The organism is Pedobacter sp. GW456-11-11-14-TSB4 (assembly GCF_059424425.1).
Genome location: NZ_JBWKZK010000001.1, coordinates 1,321,246 through 1,337,499 on the forward strand (window position 1 = coordinate 1,321,246; position 16,254 = coordinate 1,337,499).

Sequence of the window (16,254 nt, forward strand, 5' to 3'; positions counted from 1 at the left end):
AGTGGAGAAGATCAATTTTGCACAGCAAAGAGTTTTAGTAACTGGTGGTGCTTCGGGCATCGGTAAAATAATGGTTCGTAAAGCGCTAGAAAAAGGTGCTAAAGCCGTTGTGATATGGGATGTGAATGAAGCAGGAATGCAAGCTGTAAAAAATGAATTCTCACATTTTGCTGGCGAAATACATTGTTATCAAATAGACTTATGTAATGTAGAAGATATCCAGAATGTAGGTGCGCAAACAAATGCAGAATTAAGCGGTATTGATATTTTAATTAATAATACTGGTATTGTTGTTGGCAAATACTTTTATGAGCACAGCAGTACAGATATTAATAAAAGTATGCAAATTAATACGATGGCTTTAATGCATGTTACAAATGTGTTTTTACCAAGTATGATGGCAAATAATCATGGTGCCATTTGTAATATTGCATCTCAGGCTGGTTTAATTGCTAATCCAAAAATGTCTGTTTATTGTGCAAGTAAGTGGGCAGTAATTGGCTGGTCAGAAAGTTTACGACTAGAGTTAAAACAATTAGGTAAGCAAAAATATCTGTAACCACAATTATGCCTTATTATATCAACACAGGTATGTTTGATGGTGTTAAATCTAGTCTCATTCCAATTCTTGAACCAGAAAAGGCTACAACTAGAATTATAGCTAGTATAGAAAAACGAAAATCTGTATTAGCAATGCCGCTTCCATATTGGTTTGTACGCTTATCGCAAGGCTTACTGCCCATACCAGCATTCGATTGGGTAATGGGACATATTTTTGGCGTTTATAAATCTATGCAAGATTTTAAAGGCCGAGCTAAATAACTATAATTCTATCTGTCTTTTTATACTTTCTTCTAAAGAAATCAACGTTTCTGTACGTTGTATACCTTTAACAGCTTGTATTTCTTCATTTAAAACGTGGCGTAAATGATTGGTGTCTCTGCAGGTAATTTTGGCGAACATACTGTAAGAACCTGTGGTGTAATGTAACTCAACCACTTCTTTTATTTTACTTAACTGATCAACTGCATCTTTATATTGTGAGCCTTTTTCTAAGTAAATTCCTAAAAATGCAGTAATATCAAAACCTGCTTTTTTTGGATCGATGATCAAATGCGAACCCCTAATAATTCCCATATCTGCCAATTTTTTCATTCTCACATGTACCGTACCGCCAGAAATTATCAGTTCTTTAGCAATTTCTGTGTATGGTTTTGTAGCATCTTGCATCAACTGTGTTAAAATTTGAATATCGAGGTTGTCAATTTCTAAATTTTGTGTTTCTTTTTTTAGCATATATTTTCAAATTATCAATGATTATCAAATTTAATTACAATTTTCATAAAAATAAAATAAAATGATTAAAAAATTTGCAACATATTTGATATTTGTCTTATGTTTGTATCAAGCAATTCGGTTAGCAGTTGCCGGTTTACAGTTTACAACAACTGAAAACTTAAAACTGACAAACGGAAACTAAAAAATGTAGGGTGGTGAAATTGGCAGACACACCTCCTTGTCTCGGTGGTAGAGAATATGGGAAATCCGGCAACGGTACAACCACTCTATGAAGGTTCGACTCCTTCCCCTACAGCAATTTGCAGTTAACAGTTTAAAGTTAGCAGTTACCCAACTGAAAACCGAAAACTGCCAACTGAAAATTAAACAATGTTGGGTGGTGAAATTGGCAGACACACCTCCTTGTCTCGGTGGTGGGGATCATGGGACAAACGCAATTTATGGGTTGACCACAAATTAATTTTGAATTGCAGCTAACTACCCCTTGAAGGTTCGACTCCTTCCCCAACAGCCAGTTTTATAAATAATAAGTTAGTTAAGGGAGTGACCTTGGATAGGGTTACTCTTTTTTTTGTGATATTTTTTCACGATTAAATGGATTATACTGATTTATTGATTATCACAATAGAAAGCTTGCTTTTAATATTTGAAAAGCAATTGAAGTATTCCATTGGGAAGTTCAGTCCCGTTTTCGCTATTAGTCCTCGCTACGCTACACTTCGCTGTGGGCTAATCCGCTCAACCGGGTTTATAATACTTTGGCTTTTACAGCTATGAGGGGTTTAATTTGCACCGCCCTTTGTTATCTAGCCCCGGTTGGAGTGGTATACTTTTTTTGGATGTCATCCTGAGCTTGTCGAAGGACATCAAAAAAAGATATAGCGTAAAACGGGACTAACTTTAATAACTGCTCTGTAATTGCGCTTCTAATTTTAAAGTACTTTAAAATTTTAAATCATTAAAAAACCCGCTGATCAACAGCTATAAATCTGCAAATCAGCGGGTTAGTTTTGCTAAATTATTGGCTATTTAATGCCGTATTTGTCGCTAAACTTTTTATCTAATTGTTTGTGTAGGTTATCTAAACTAACCGATCTGCCTTGTATAAAAGCTTGTTCAACTTTGTTGGTTTTCATATCAAGTGCATCGCCAGCAGAAATAAATAATGTGGCATCCTTACCCATTTCAATACTTCCGGTAGTTTTGTCTACACCTAAAACTTTAGCTGTGTTTAAGGTAATGGTTTGTAAAGCTTTTTCTTTACCTAAACCCCAAGCTGCAACAGTACCCGCCATAAACGGCAAGTTTCTTTGTTGCCAATAGCCATCTATACTTACCACAACGTTAACACCAGCATTGGCTAAAATTGATGCGTTTTTGTAAGGCATATTTACATCATCATCTACATTATTTGGTAATGCATGTGGTTGTTTTACAATTACCGAGATATTGTTATCACGTAAAAAGTCTGCAATTAAATAAGCTTCATCACCACCAACAATTACTGGTGTAATGTTATATTTTTTTGCAAAATTAATAGCTGCAACGATGTCTTTTTGGCTGTTTGCAGTAATAAACAATTTTTGCTTACCATTAAACAAATTTTCCATTGCTGCTAAACGAGCATTGCTTGTAGCAGGTTTTTCTCCTTCGGCATAGGCTTTGGCTTGCGAAAAAATTTCATCTAAATCTGCAATTGCTTTTTGGGTTCTTTCTGCTAAAGCATCAGCAGAAAAACCTGGTCGGCCACCGCCAAAGCCACCTCTAAACCGAGGCGTAGTTGGCCAGCTCATGTGCTGCGCATCGTCAATTTTTAGCGCTGCATCTTCCCAGTTCCAAGCATCTAATTGCACTACAGAAGAGCTGCCAGAAATAGTACCACCTTGCGGCGTAATTTGCGCCATTAAAACGCCATTACTGCGTAAGGTAGCAGGTACTTTAGAATCTGTATTGTAGGCAACAATAGAACGGATGTGTGGGTTCATATTGCCAATCTCCGAATAATCTAAAGTAGCTTTAACAGATTCGAATTCGGCTAAGCCTAAGTTGTTTATAGGCGCAATAAAACCTGGGTAAATGTGTTTGCCATTGGCAGTAATTACATCAGCATCAGTAAGAGCTAATTTAACTACTGTTGCATCTCCAACGCCAATAATTTTGCCTTTATCAAACATCACGTAACCGTTTTCAATTACTTGCCCGTTGCCAACGTGAACGGTAGCACCCATAATTACTATTTTTTTTGTTTGGGCTTTTGCCGGAGAAATATTTGCTTGAGCAAAAGAAGAAACTGTTGCTGCTGCAGCAAAAAATAAGGTTAAAATATATTTATTCATGAGAATGTCCTCCTTGTACAGCTTCGTAAGCACCGTTTGTATATTCGCTTAAAGTTTCGCAATTGTAAAGCGCTGGCGCAACACCCACAGGGCGTTGTGTTCTGCCACCTTTGTTTTTACTATCAAGCATTTTTTGGATTAATCTGGCTTTTTCAGTTTGCTGCGTTTTTTGCACCTGAGCATCTTTTTCTAAATCCCAATAAGCAATACCATCTACAAAAGTTTTTTCTGCTTTTGCATAAATAGATAATGGATTTTCTGACCAAACTACAACATCTGCATCTTTACCAGCTTTAATGCTACCAACTTTATTATCGATATGAAGCATTTTTGCAGGATTTAAGGTTACAAACTTCAAGGCATCTTCTTCAGAAACACCACCATACAACACAGACTTACCCGCCTCTTGATTTAAACGACGAGCCATTTCAGCATCATCAGAGTTAAAAGCTGTAGTAATACCTACGTTGTGCATAATTTTACCGTTATATGGGATGGCTTCTTGAACTTCCATTTTGTATGCCCACCAATCAGAAAAGGTTGATGCAGCAATACCATGTGCTTTCATTTTATCGGCCACTTTATAACCTTCTAAAATGTGGGTGAAGGTGTTAATTTTAAAACCTAAACTATCGGCTACATGAATTAACATGTTAATTTCACTTTGTACGTAAGAGTGACAAGTAATGAAACGTTTGTTGTTTAAAATCTCAACTAAAGCATCTAACTCTAAATCGCGACGAACATTGTTACCTTTTACTGATAATGCTTTTTGGTATTCTTTTGCACGTGTAAATCCATCAACAAAGCTTTGCTCAACACCCATACGCGTTACTGGGAAACGAGCGCCAGATCCAAAATTACTTTGTTTAACATTTTCGCCAAGAGCGAATTTGATAAAACCATCTGCGCCAGCAAATTTCAATTCTTCTGGTAATTTACCCCAACGTAATTTAATCAATTGCGATTGGCCACCAATTGGATTTGCCGAACCGTGTAAAATATGAGAAGTAGTTACTCCTCCAGCCAACTGGCGATAAATATTTACATCTTCAGAGTTAATAATATCCGCAATGCGAACTTCTGCAGATGAAGATTGAGCACCTTCATTGATCCCGCCTGATCCGGCAATGTGCGAATGCTCATCAATTAAACCCGCTGTAATGTGTTTGCCAGTTGCATCAATTACTTTTGCCGAGCCAGCAGCTAAATTAGTACCTACAGCTTTAATTTTTCCGCCTTCTAAAAGTACATCTGCATTTTTAAGAATACCCTCTTTTTCATTAGTCCAAACTGTTGCATTTTTTAACAGCACAGTTTCTGCGCTTGGTAAAACGGTATTGCCAAAAGCAACCATCGGATAAATTAACGGCCCGTTTGCAGCAATTGCTGGTTTTGGCTCTTCACGTTTTGGTGTTTCTTTGTTAGCTTCTTTATAAGTTGCTGTCCATTTGCCTGTTGTACCTTCAGTTAAGGCAAATTCGCCTTTAAAAGCAATCGGATTTGCTGAAGTTAAGTAGCCGCTTAAGCGAACATCGCCTTTCGGGTTTTTCTTTAAGTTAAAGTTAATGCTTACCCAATCGCCATTGCGTACCAATGTTGCCGTAGTTTTAACACTATCAACACCAGTTCTTTCAATTGCAGCTGCGGTGCCAGCACCTGTGCCCGTAATTTTTAAAGTTAATGCACCAATTCCATCAACATTTAAATTGTAAACACCACGTAAATCAGTTACATCCATTTTGCTTACTACAAAACGTTTGCCTTGTACCCAGTTTTCGTAAATAATGTTTCCGGGTTTAAATAAATTATCTGATGTAATTAAGAAGTTAGCGAGTTTTCCTTTTTCTAACGAGCCAACTTTATCGCTAATGCCCAACATTTTTGCAGGTACATCGGTAACAGAAAGCAAAGCTTGTTTTTCGGTTAAGCCGTTATCTATTGCAGTGCGGATGTTTGTCCAAAATTCTCTTGGGTTATCTAAACTAAAAGTTGTTAACGCAAAATTAACACCAGCTTTTTCTAAAACTGATGGATTTGTTGGCGCCAATTCCCAAGCTTTCATTTGTCCTAAACTCACGCTTCTCGCTTCAGCAGGGTCTTCAACATCAAATGCTTTAGGGAAATTAATAGGGATGATTAAACTTGCACCAGTAGCTTTTACGGCATCAATACGTTGGTATTCATCGCCATTAGATTTAACAATATATTCTTTACCAAATTCTTTTGCAATTTTAACAGCACGTAATACGTTTTGCCATCCATCTGCTTCAAAAAGTTGAGGCAAATTTTGTTGCTTGTTAAACTCTTCTAACGAGATGTTGTATTCTTCTTTTTGATTTTTGTACCAGTTAGCATCTAAATAAGTTTGGCGCAATAACGCGATAGAACCCATTAAAGAGGTTGGATAATCATTTGAAGAAGTTCCTTTGCTAAACGAATAATTTGCTGCGGTTTGGTCTTTAAGCAAAATCAAGTTTTCGCTTGCATCATTTAAAGTTACAGCAGCAGATGTACCACGGGCAATACCATCACGATTGATCACATTTACACTTCCGAAACCTGCTTTACGCATATCGTCTGCTTTTTTGGCATCAATTGCGAAAATTGTTCTTACCTCGGTTTCTGGTCTAATGGCTTCATTCCAATTGTAAGCGCCTTTTTTAGTAGAAGTAAAAATAGACTGTCTACCGCCGCCACCAAAACCACCACCTGCAGCTCTTGCTGCTTCAGGAATTCCGTATGAGGTAAATGCATCAATTAAAGAAGGATAAATGTATTTTCCTTTTAAATCAATTACCACATAACCTTTTGGAATTGAAGTGCCGGTGCCTACAGATTGAATTATTTTGTCTTTGATTAGCAATACGCCGTTGCTAATCGTTTGGTTGGCGTTAACTACAATGTTTGCATTGGTAAAAGCGTACAATCCTGGTCTAATATCATAAGAGCCATTAACCGGATAGGTCTGCTGTGCCAACAAAAATGTAGTAGAAAACACCAACGTTAACGCTAGTAAAATTTTCTTCATAATGTTTAGGGTTATTTTAAGGTTTAAAGCTATTGATAAATACAGATTTAAATAAATTATATCTTAGATATTACATTGCTAGTTTAAAAAATTATTAGCAAATTAACAGTCAGTATTTCATAGCTTCTTCACACCCGCTTTTGCCTATAGCCTTACCGCCGAGGCGGATGCGGGCTATTTGGCGCAATCGGGTTTATGAATAATGGTTGGGCGCTACAACACCCAGACGCACAAAAAGAAGTGAGATAGCCCCGATATACGCGGAAATTTCCCGATTTAAGCAGAGGTTTGTAATTGAACATGGATGCTTGGTTTTTACACAGGTTTTATCGGGAATTGGAGCATTAGCGGGACTGTACTTGCCAAGCACCACTGAATTTGCGCTTCAAATTAATAATTGGTACAAAAAAGGCTATCCATTTTAAATGAATAGCCTTTTTGTAAGTTTTAGATTTTGTTAAAATCCGTAACGTAAACCAAGTTGTATTTGCCAAGGATTACCAGATGGATTTACAACACCTGTATTGTTGATACGATAATTGAACTGTCTGTTAGTTGTATCATAGTTAGGTATTGCCAAAGCCGGATTAGCATTAGGAACGCCCAAACCATAAAGTGCTTGTGTGCCTAAAGTTTCGGTTACACCCCATTTTTTGCTTAACAAATTCGCAAAGTTGAAGAAATCTGCAGAAACCTCTATGTTTTGTCTTTTAGTGATGTTAACTTTTTTGCTTACTCTCAAATCAACCTGACCAAAGAAATTATTAATACCGCCGTTACGCTCTGCAAAAGTTCCTTCATATTTTAAAATGTAATCTTTAATGCTTTGGCTCGCTAAAGGATTATCCAATAAGGCTTGTAACCCATTACGAACTCTGTCTGGAACATTAGCATTATTTCTATCAAAAATGTAAGCCAAATCGTTGGTAGTTACAAAATCTCCATTGTTGTTGGCACCAGATAATAAACTATATCGAGTACCACCAATGCCCGAATATTTAAAGCCAATTTTTACGCCATAAAACGTTGGTAAAGTTCCATAAATAACTACTTTATGACGGAATTGACCATTTGAATAAGTGATATTGCTTAAGTCTCTCGGATCACTTACTACTGGTAAAGAAAGTGTAGCAGAGTTGGCCACGTTACCGTTAAATGAAGTATTATCTTTCGAATCATTCCAAGTGTAACTTGCAGAAATTTCACCATCTTTAAAATATTGCCAAGTTCCATCAACCACCACTGCAAACTGGTTTACTTTACCTTTACTATTTAATTCTAAAACACGGCCAAAAGCATTTGTTAAACGACCAGTTTTCCAATCGGCTACACCATTTGATGGAATTGAAGGTACAAATACACCTCTATTTCCTTCGTTTGCTAAAGTAAACAGCGGATTAGCAACCATGTTTCTATCTACATACATGTAATTATTGCGAGCTAAAGTTGCATAACCAGTAATACCAACACGCAGTTTTTGGTTGATCAATTTACTATAAGATAAATTGGCTTTATAAACTACTGGAATTTTAGCATCTTCTGCATAGGTGTTAATTGTTGGTACTTGAAAAGCAGCCAATGTTGGCGAATTTACAGTTCCATCTCTGTAGCCAGCAAAGTTTGGCGTAGGTACGTCTGCACCAAAAACATCTACTGTGCCAAAATGTTTACCATCAAAGCTTAAGTTGTTTATAGTAACATAGTTATTTACATCAGAACCAAAAATACCAGCGCCAAAACGTAAATAATCAGTATTCTTTTCATTAATATTCCAATCGAATTGAATACGAGGTTGCAATAATAGTTGCTTTAATTCATTATCTGTTCTTACACCAATTGCGTTAAACAACTCTTGGTTTAATGGAGATTTAGGATAACTGCTGTAATCTAATCTTAAGCCTCCAGTAAAATCTAAGCCAACTGCTAATTTGGTTTGCATTTGACCGTAAACAGCTGCATTCCAAATACCAGCAGTAACTGTTGGGTCTGCCATTAGCGGTACTTCACGGTAAAAACGGTTAGGAATTAAATTATTAAAGTTTTGCAACGATGTTTGAGCAGTAGCGCCAGATCCACTATTTGTAAACTCAAAACGACCATTTACTTCACTTCCGTATAATGATTTTGCATCGGTATACATTACATCAGCACCAAAAGTATATTTTGCTTTATCTGTATTGTAGTAAAAATTATCTACCAATTGAAAAACATTATTAGTAAAGCCTTCTTGCGCAAAGCGATGACCACCAATTTGTATAGCAGTAGTTCTGTTTGCGCCAGCAATTGTAGAAGGAATATTTCCAACTACTGCCCTTGGAATGTCAAAATTTAATTGATCACCTTGTGTACTTGCTTGGTAAGTGTATAAGTGTTGTACTTTTAATTCGTTGGTAATTTTGCTGTTTACAGTAGTACGTAAAGTTGCTAATAAACTATTGTCAACATTTTTGTCGTTACCATAACTTTCCAAAAAGTTAATTGCAGTGTTGTCTGCTAAACCTAGTGGGTTTCTATCGTTGGTGTAGTTATCACGAATAGTTAATAAATTTCTATCGTTAATTTGATAATCTAAACGAGCAAAAGCTGCATCAGAACCACGTTTTTTATTAAACGATCCATATTGAGGAGTATTTGCAACTCCGTATTTTTGGCGTGCAATATCCAAAAACTGACTTAATGTAGCATTAGTAATGTTAAATCTTGCCTCATCAGTTTCTGAATTGATGTCTGCAATAATCAAAGGACGAGCATCTCTCTGGTGATCCCAACCTACAAAATAGTGTAATTTATCTTTAATAATTGGGCCACCTAAAGTAAAACCATATTGGCTTGTAGAAAAATCGTTTTGGCGTTTGTTGCCTCTAATGTCGTTCGGACTAGATAACCAATCGGCCCGTGTATAACCAAAAGCGCTACCTGTAATTAGGTTGGTACCCGCTTTAGTTACCGCACTAATTGTACCGCCGCCAGCACGCCCTAATGTTACATCATATTGGTTGGTAACCACTTTAAACTCACGAACGGTTTCGATAGAAATTGAATATGGCGCACCACTTCTGCTTGTGGTAGAGCCAGCAGATGTTGGGTTTTTAGCAGTCATCCCATCAATAGTAAAGTTGGTTGATGAGCCTAATTGACCAGAAATTCCTCCGCCGTTGCTTAATGGTGATAAATCTGTTAAACTAGAAAAGTTACGACCATTAATTGGCAATTGGTTCATCGTTTTAGATGAAACTTCTGTAGAAGCACCAAACTGCTGAGATTTGTTCTTCAATCCATTGCCATTAATTTCAACAGCTAACAAGGTTTGAGAATTTTCAGTCATTTTGATATTTACTTTTACCAAATCTCCTAAGTTTAAATTATAACCAGAACGTGTTTGCTCACCAAAGCCAATAAAAGTTGCCTTTACGGTATAAGGCCCACCTAAGGGAAGTTCCTTAAAAGTGTAAGCGCCTTGTGTGTTAGTTCCGGTTTTAGTGGTAAAACCTGTAGATTCATTTCTAACAGAAATGGCAACTCCCGGAATAGGTTTGTTTTGCTCATCTGTTACTACACCCGAAATTGATGCTTGTGTAGTTTGTGCAAATAGATTAGTATTGCCTACAAACAACAACATTACAAAAGAAAAAAAGAGTAATCGTTTAATCATGATAAGGATATTTTGTTTGTCGCAAAAGTCCTTTCTAAAAATGAAGTTGATTATATTTTTTAGTTATCAAATTGTAAAGCAAAACGTTATTTAAGTATGTAAATTTATGCTGATGTTAAGAAAGGATATAAATTATGTTAAGGATTTTTTAGCTGTGCTTTAAATCTAATTATTTGCTATTTTTGAAATAAAATTATAAAGAATATGTACGAAATTTTGAAAAGTGCCCACTCTGGCTGGAGATATGTAGTTTTAGCATTATTAGTTTTTGCCGTTGTACAGGCGTTATCGGGCTGGCTTGGTAAAAAAACTTACACCGAAGGGAATAGAAAATTAAATGTATTTACTTTAATAAGTGCCCACATTCAATTGGTGTTTGGTGCAATATTATACTTTTTAAGTCCGCTTACCAAAGGGCCAATGAGTGATCCAATTTTTCGCCACTGGAAAGTTGAGCACATTAGTATCATGATCATTGCCATAGTTTTAATTACTATTGGTAATGCAAAATCTAAAAAAGTAACTGATTCTGTAGCAAAACATAAAAACATTGCGGTGTTTTTTGGTATTGCCTTGGTTCTTTTAATAGTTGGAATATTTATGATTGTTAAAACTGGGCAAATTGCTTCGTTTTTTGGAATGTCATAATAGTTGATGAATGAAACTGGCCATTGCTATTGTTGTATTTTTTATACTTAGTTATTTAACTTTTCTATATTTCAATGGTGATAACTTAGTTAGTGCTGGTTGGCATACAGTAGTTTATCCTCCATATTTTATAGTTGCAACAGTGAGCTTAGTTTTATTGTGGTTGTTTGCATTTATATATTTAGCAAAAAAGATAATTAGAGCTAGCAAGTACATTCTATCATGATGGCCAAATTATTTTAGCTTTAAAAATCTAAGAGCTAATAAAAAACTTAAAATATTTTGATTATTTAACTTTTTGTATATTTTTGCGACACAATGATTAACAATAACATACATACATGGCAATGGCGTGGTAATTCTAAAAAGAGTTTCGTCGTAGCTTTGTGCACATTATAGTTTATCAACCTAAACTTAAACCACATTTAAAAACCCGACGTAGCCACACGCCGGGTTTTTTGTTTTTAACTCCGTCGACTAAAGTCATCGGAAATGATAAATTGAATTAAAGATAAATTAATCAATTGGGCAAAGCGAAGCCTGCCTACCGAAGGCAGGCAATCTTAATATAAGATCCTTCGACTACGCTCAGGATGACAAAACGTAAATAAATGAAAGAAGATATTAAATCTAATTTAGATACTCCCTCCCTTCTGGGGAGGGTTGGGGTGGGGCTGTACAACATACAATCACACACCAAAAAGCGATTAGCAGACACCACAACACCAGTTAGCATTTATTTGCGCTTGCGTGATGTTTTTCCGAACACCATTTTGCTTGAAAGTTCTGATTACCACAGTCGCGAAAATGCAACGAGTTACGTGTGTGCTGAGCCAGTAGCAGGTATTATTTTGCAAGATGGATTATTGCAGACTTACTATCCTGATGGTACAAAAGAAAGCAAAACTGATTTTGTGTTAACTGAAGAAATTGCTGCGTTTAAATCGAAATTTAATCCACTAAAACAAACCAAAGAAAAACACATCTCAACGGGCTTGTTTGGTTACTTCAGTTGGAATGCCGTACAACACTTTGAGGATATTAAATTTATTTCGGCTACGCCAGATGATGAGCAAATTCCGATGATGCAATATCATGTGTACAGATACATCATTGCGATAGATCATTTTAAGAATGAAATTACTTTGGTAAAAAATGTGTTTAATGAGGATGAGAACGAAGATCTTTCGAAAATTGAATACATCATCCAAAATAAAAACTTTCCAGAATATAGCTTTAAAACCAATGGCGATGAGCAGTCTAATTTAACCGACCAGGGTTTTATGGATATGGTAGAGCAAATGAAAAAGCACATTTACCGAGGCGATGTTTTTCAGATTGTACCATCAAGAGCATTTAACCAAGCTTTTTTAGGGGATGAATTTAATGTGTATCGTTGTTTACGCTCTATCAATCCATCACCATATTTATTCTATTTTGATTACGGTAGCTTCAAATTATTCGGTTCATCGCCCGAAGCACAAATTACCATTAACAATAATGTAGCAAATATTTTTCCGATAGCTGGTACTTTTAAACGCACTGGTAATGACGAAGAAGATGTTGCCTTGGCAAAAAAGCTTGAAGAAGACCCTAAAGAAAGTGCTGAGCATGTAATGTTGGTAGATTTGGCTCGAAACGATTTAAGCAGACATTGTAACGGTGTTGAAGTGAAATCTTTTAAAGAAGTGCAATATTATTCGCATTTAATCCATTTGGTTAGTAAAGTAAGTGGAAACTTACAAGAAAATGTAAGTGCTTTTAAGGTGGTTGCAGATACTTATCCTGCCGGCACTTTGAGCGGTGCGCCAAAATATAAAGCCATGCAGTTGATTGATCAGTACGAAAAATTAGGCCGTAATTTTTACGCAGGAGCGATAGGTTACATGGGCTTTAACGAAGATTTTAATCATGCGATTATGATTAGAACTTTTATGAGCAAAAACAATCATTTACATTATAGGGCAGGAGCCGGTATTGTAGCAGATTCTATAGCCGAGAATGAATTAAATGAAGTAAATAACAAAATAGCCGCTTTGCGTAAGGCAATTGCAATGGCAGAAGAAATTTAACCCCCAACCCCTAAAGGGGAGTTAGGGGAAATAAATAAGATATTGACTTAAATAAAATGAATAATAAAAATATTCCCCCTTCAGGGGGCAAAGGGATGATTTTAGTAATAGATAACTACGATAGCTTTACCTATAATTTAGTGCATTTAATTAACGAGTTGGGTTTTGAAGCTGTAGTATGGAGAAATGATAAATTCGCTATAGAGGATGTTGCTGACTATGATAAAGTTTTGCTTTCTCCAGGGCCGGGTATACCAGAAGAAGCGGGCTTATTGTTAGAGGTTATTAAAACCTATGCGCCAACTAAAAGTATCATGGGTGTGTGTTTAGGTCAGCAGGCAATAGCCGAAGCTTTTGGTGGCAGTTTACTTAACCTTGGCCGACCAATGCATGGTATTGCGACACCAATTACGGTATTAGATGAAAATGATGCCGCTTTTAAAGGATGCACTGCGCCAATAGCAGTAGGCCGTTATCACTCTTGGGTGGTTAATCCAGCAGATTTGCCAGATAGCCTAACCGTAACTGCAATTGATGGTGATGGACAAATTATGGCACTTAGGCATAAAGAGTTTGATGTTTGTGGTGTACAATTTCACCCAGAAAGTGTACTTACGCCAGATGGAAAACAGATGATGAAAAATTGGTTAGAAAACTAGATTTGTCATTCAGAGCGTAGCGAAGAATCTTTTTATAGAGATTCCTCGTTCCTCGGAATGACAATAACATATAAAAAATGAATATACTCGATAAAATCGTTGTTCGTAAGTTAGAAGAAGTTGCTTTAGCTAAACAAAAAGTTTCAGTTGCTGAGTTAGAAGCTTACCCAAGTTTTAGTCGCCAGCCATTAGTTTTCAAAGATTTTTTGTTGGATGAAAACAGGAATGGAATTATTTCGGAGTTCAAAAGACGCTCACCTTCTAAGGGGCTAATTAATGGCACAGCCGATGTTGCGCAAGTAACACATGCATACAATTTTGCTGGTGCATCGGCACTTTCTGTTTTAACAGACACAGATTTTTTTGGTGGCAAAGCCGATGATTTATTAAAAGCACGAGCAGTAAATGAAATCCCTATTTTAAGGAAGGATTTTATGATTGATGAATATCAGATTTTGGAAGCCAAAGCTTGGGGTGCAGATATTATTTTATTAATTGCTTCTATTTTAACGCCACAACAAATTAATGATTTTGGCAAGTTAGCGCAAAGTTTAGGTTTAAGTGTTTTATTAGAAGTACATGATTTAGCAGAGCTGGAAAGATCAATTTGCCCTAATTTAGATGCCATTGGCGTAAACAACAGAAACTTGGGGGATTTTACGGTGAACATTCAAACTTCATTCGATTTGGTAAATAAAATACCTGATGAGTTTCTAAAAATTTCTGAAAGTGCAATTGATAATCCGCAAGTGATTAAAGAACTAAAAGCGGTAGGGTACAAAGGTTTTTTAATTGGAGAAAATTTCATGAAAACCGATGATCCAGGAAAGGCGATAGAAGAGTTTGTAGCACAACTTTAACTACTTTTACCACATAGGCACATAGTTTACATAGGTAAAATTCTATAAGGCAAGATGCTGGTTCGAGCTTGTAGCTCGGGCTTTGATGTTAATTTTTTATACGAGCTACAAGCTCGCACTAGCAAGGCCCAGCAGGCAGGTAGGCGCACAGTAGGCACAGCTAAAATCCTACGTAACCTATGTTTTTATGTGGTTATTTTTAACAGACTTAGCAAACCATCCATAGTTGCAAAAGCTTTATGTCTACAAACCTGAACGAAATGAAAAGCCCGCAATCCGCCGCGGCGGGGAGGACTTGTAATGAAGTGCAGGACTGAATAATCCGATAGCTCACTTCAATTGCTTTTCTAAAAAAATCAAACATTAATCTGAGCGTAAGGTTTTGTAAGTGAAAAGCTAAACGAATTTAGTTTTTGTATCTTTGTAAATAACACATGGGAAAACAGAAAACTTATGATACTGCCCTGAAGCAAGAACGTGCTGTGCTTGTTGGGGTAATTACGCCTGGCGAAAAACCAGAACAGACTAAAGAATATTTAGATGAATTGGCTTTTTTGGTTGATACAGCTGGCGGAAAAGTAGAAAAAAACTTTACTCAAAAAATGTTAAAACCTGATAGGGCAACATTTGTGGGTACCGGTAAATTGGAAGAAATACAGGCTTACGTTAAAGCTGAAGAGATTGATATGGTGGTTTTTGATGATGAATTATCGCCATCACAACTGCGTAATATCGAACGAGAATTACAAGTTAAAATTTTAGATAGAAGTAATTTAATTCTGGATATTTTTGCGGGAAGAGCGCAAACCGCACAGGCAAAAACGCAAGTAGAACTGGCGCAATTGCAGTATTTGTTACCTCGTTTAACACGTTTATGGACCCACTTGGAGCGTCAAAAAGGGGGTATCGGGATGCGTGGTCCGGGTGAATCGCAAATCGAAACGGATAGACGTTTAATTTTGGACAAAATCTCGCTACTTAAAGAACGTTTAAGATTAATTGACAGGCAGAACGAAACGCAACGTAAAAACAGAGGGGCTTTAATTCGTGTTGCTTTGGTAGGCTATACCAACGTTGGTAAATCCACTATTTTAAATATGTTGGCCAAATCTGATGTTTTTGCAGAGAATAAATTGTTTGCAACTTTAGATACCACGGTGCGCAAAGTAGTAATTGAGAATTTGCCTTTTTTACTATCGGATACGGTTGGGTTTATTAGAAAACTGCCTCACCATTTGGTAGAGTGTTTTAAATCTACCTTAGATGAGGTTAGGGAAGCAGATATTTTGGTGCATGTGGTAGATGTTTCCCATCCAAATTTTGAAGATCAGATACATACAGTTAATGAAACTTTGAACGATTTAGGGGCGAGAGATAAAGATACCATCATGATTTTTAATAAGATTGATGCTTACGTTACTCCAGAACGTGATGAGTTTAATTTGGAGGATGAAGAACCTGCTCCATTAACTTTGACAGATTTTAAAAAGACTTGGATGGCGCATAATAATGCTCCGGCAATTTTTATATCGGCCACTAAAAAAGAGAATGTAGAAGAGTTTAAGGAATTGTTGTACGAGAAAGTTAAAGATATTCACGTAACTCGTTTTCCGTACGACAAGTTATTGTATTAGCTTGAGATAAATTAAAGCCGTGTCACGTTGAGCTTGTCGAAACGACAGCTTAATTTATTTAAT

11 protein-coding genes and 2 tRNA genes are annotated in these 16,254 nt (G+C 36.4%); 9 read left to right on the forward strand and 4 right to left on the reverse strand.

What is annotated here, in order from left to right; all coding sequences use genetic code 11:
- Position 1 precedes the first annotated feature (1 nt).
- Together AC07XU_RS05975 and AC07XU_RS05980 are read left to right on the forward strand one after the other, a co-directional pair.
- Positions 2–559: an SDR family NAD(P)-dependent oxidoreductase gene (locus AC07XU_RS05975; RefSeq protein ID WP_494942707.1), complete on the forward strand. Its 558-nt coding sequence runs from the start codon at positions 2–4 to the stop codon at positions 557–559.
- Positions 560–567: 8 nt separating this feature from the next.
- The gene (locus AC07XU_RS05980; RefSeq protein ID WP_494942708.1) at positions 568–822 is read left to right on the forward strand and encodes a hypothetical protein; all 255 of its coding nucleotides are present in this window, start codon (positions 568–570) and stop codon (positions 820–822) included.
- Here the strand turns inward: AC07XU_RS05980 and AC07XU_RS05985 are convergent, their stop codons facing one another.
- Positions 823–1,296: an Lrp/AsnC ligand binding domain-containing protein gene (locus tag AC07XU_RS05985; protein WP_494942709.1), complete on the reverse strand. Its 474-nt coding sequence runs from the start codon at positions 1,294–1,296 to the stop codon at positions 823–825.
- Positions 1,297–1,484: 188 nt separating this feature from the next.
- On the opposite strand from AC07XU_RS05985, the gene AC07XU_RS05990 reads away from it, so the two are divergent.
- A tRNA-Asp gene (locus tag AC07XU_RS05990) sits at positions 1,485–1,594 on the forward strand.
- Between the two features lie 75 nt (positions 1,595–1,669).
- Positions 1,670–1,813 (forward strand) — tRNA-Asp (locus tag AC07XU_RS05995).
- Positions 1,814–2,324: 511 nt separating this feature from the next.
- On the opposite strand, the gene AC07XU_RS06000 is transcribed toward AC07XU_RS05995, so the two are convergent.
- The 3 genes from AC07XU_RS06000 to AC07XU_RS06010 form a co-directional block, all read right to left on the reverse strand.
- Positions 2,325–3,635, reverse strand: coding sequence for an amidohydrolase family protein (locus AC07XU_RS06000; RefSeq protein WP_494942710.1), 1,311 nt, complete (start codon positions 3,633–3,635; stop codon positions 2,325–2,327).
- A complete protein-coding gene (locus tag AC07XU_RS06005; protein WP_494942711.1) occupies positions 3,628–6,666 on the reverse strand; it encodes an amidohydrolase family protein in 3,039 nt (1,012 codons plus the stop codon). Before AC07XU_RS06005 ends, AC07XU_RS06000 begins: the two co-directional genes overlap by 8 nt.
- Positions 6,667–7,123: 457 nt before the next feature.
- Entirely contained in the window at positions 7,124–10,318 is a 3,195-nt protein-coding gene (locus AC07XU_RS06010; protein WP_494942712.1) for a TonB-dependent receptor, read from the reverse strand.
- Between the two features lie 204 nt (positions 10,319–10,522).
- On the opposite strand from AC07XU_RS06010, the gene AC07XU_RS06015 reads away from it, so the two are divergent.
- The 5 genes from AC07XU_RS06015 (at position 10,523) to hflX (ending at position 16,191) form a co-directional block, all read left to right on the forward strand.
- The gene (locus AC07XU_RS06015; protein ID WP_494942713.1) at positions 10,523–10,966 is read left to right on the forward strand and encodes a cytochrome B; all 444 of its coding nucleotides are present in this window, start codon (positions 10,523–10,525) and stop codon (positions 10,964–10,966) included.
- A gap of 668 nt (positions 10,967–11,634) precedes the next feature.
- Positions 11,635–13,038, forward strand: coding sequence for an anthranilate synthase component I family protein (locus AC07XU_RS06020; RefSeq protein WP_494942998.1), 1,404 nt, complete (start codon positions 11,635–11,637; stop codon positions 13,036–13,038).
- Positions 13,039–13,094: 56 nt separating this feature from the next.
- Entirely contained in the window at positions 13,095–13,697 is a 603-nt protein-coding gene (locus tag AC07XU_RS06025) for an anthranilate synthase component II (RefSeq protein WP_494942714.1), read from the forward strand.
- A 77-nt stretch (positions 13,698–13,774) separates the two neighbouring features.
- Positions 13,775–14,557 carry an indole-3-glycerol phosphate synthase TrpC gene (gene trpC / locus AC07XU_RS06030; RefSeq protein WP_494942715.1) on the forward strand — a complete coding sequence of 261 codons (783 nt, stop codon included), beginning with the start codon at positions 13,775–13,777 and terminating at the stop codon, positions 14,555–14,557.
- Positions 14,558–14,991: 434 nt separating this feature from the next.
- On the forward strand, positions 14,992–16,191 hold the full coding sequence (hflX, locus tag AC07XU_RS06035) for a GTPase HflX (protein ID WP_494942716.1): 1,200 nt from the start codon (positions 14,992–14,994) through the stop codon (positions 16,189–16,191).
- The last annotated feature ends 63 nt before the right edge of the window (positions 16,192–16,254 follow it).

Bases quoted from the DNA above. Each gene is read 5' to 3' on its own strand.
- AC07XU_RS05980 (WP_494942708.1), top strand. From the start codon at position 568: ATGCCTTATTATATCAACACAGGTATGTTTGATGGTGTTAAATCTAGT.
- AC07XU_RS06000 (WP_494942710.1), bottom strand. From the start codon at position 3,635: ATGAATAAATATATTTTAACCTTATTTTTTGCTGCAGCAGCAACAGTT.
- hflX (WP_494942716.1), top strand. From the start codon at position 14,992: ATGGGAAAACAGAAAACTTATGATACTGCCCTGAAGCAAGAACGTGCT.
- trpC (WP_494942715.1), top strand. From the start codon at position 13,775: ATGAATATACTCGATAAAATCGTTGTTCGTAAGTTAGAAGAAGTTGCT.
- AC07XU_RS06025 (WP_494942714.1), top strand. From the start codon at position 13,095: ATGAATAATAAAAATATTCCCCCTTCAGGGGGCAAAGGGATGATTTTA.
- AC07XU_RS06010 (WP_494942712.1), bottom strand. From the start codon at position 10,318: ATGATTAAACGATTACTCTTTTTTTCTTTTGTAATGTTGTTGTTTGTA.
- AC07XU_RS06015 (WP_494942713.1), top strand. From the start codon at position 10,523: ATGTACGAAATTTTGAAAAGTGCCCACTCTGGCTGGAGATATGTAGTT.
- AC07XU_RS05985 (WP_494942709.1), bottom strand. From the start codon at position 1,296: ATGCTAAAAAAAGAAACACAAAATTTAGAAATTGACAACCTCGATATT.
- AC07XU_RS06005 (WP_494942711.1), bottom strand. From the start codon at position 6,666: ATGAAGAAAATTTTACTAGCGTTAACGTTGGTGTTTTCTACTACATTT.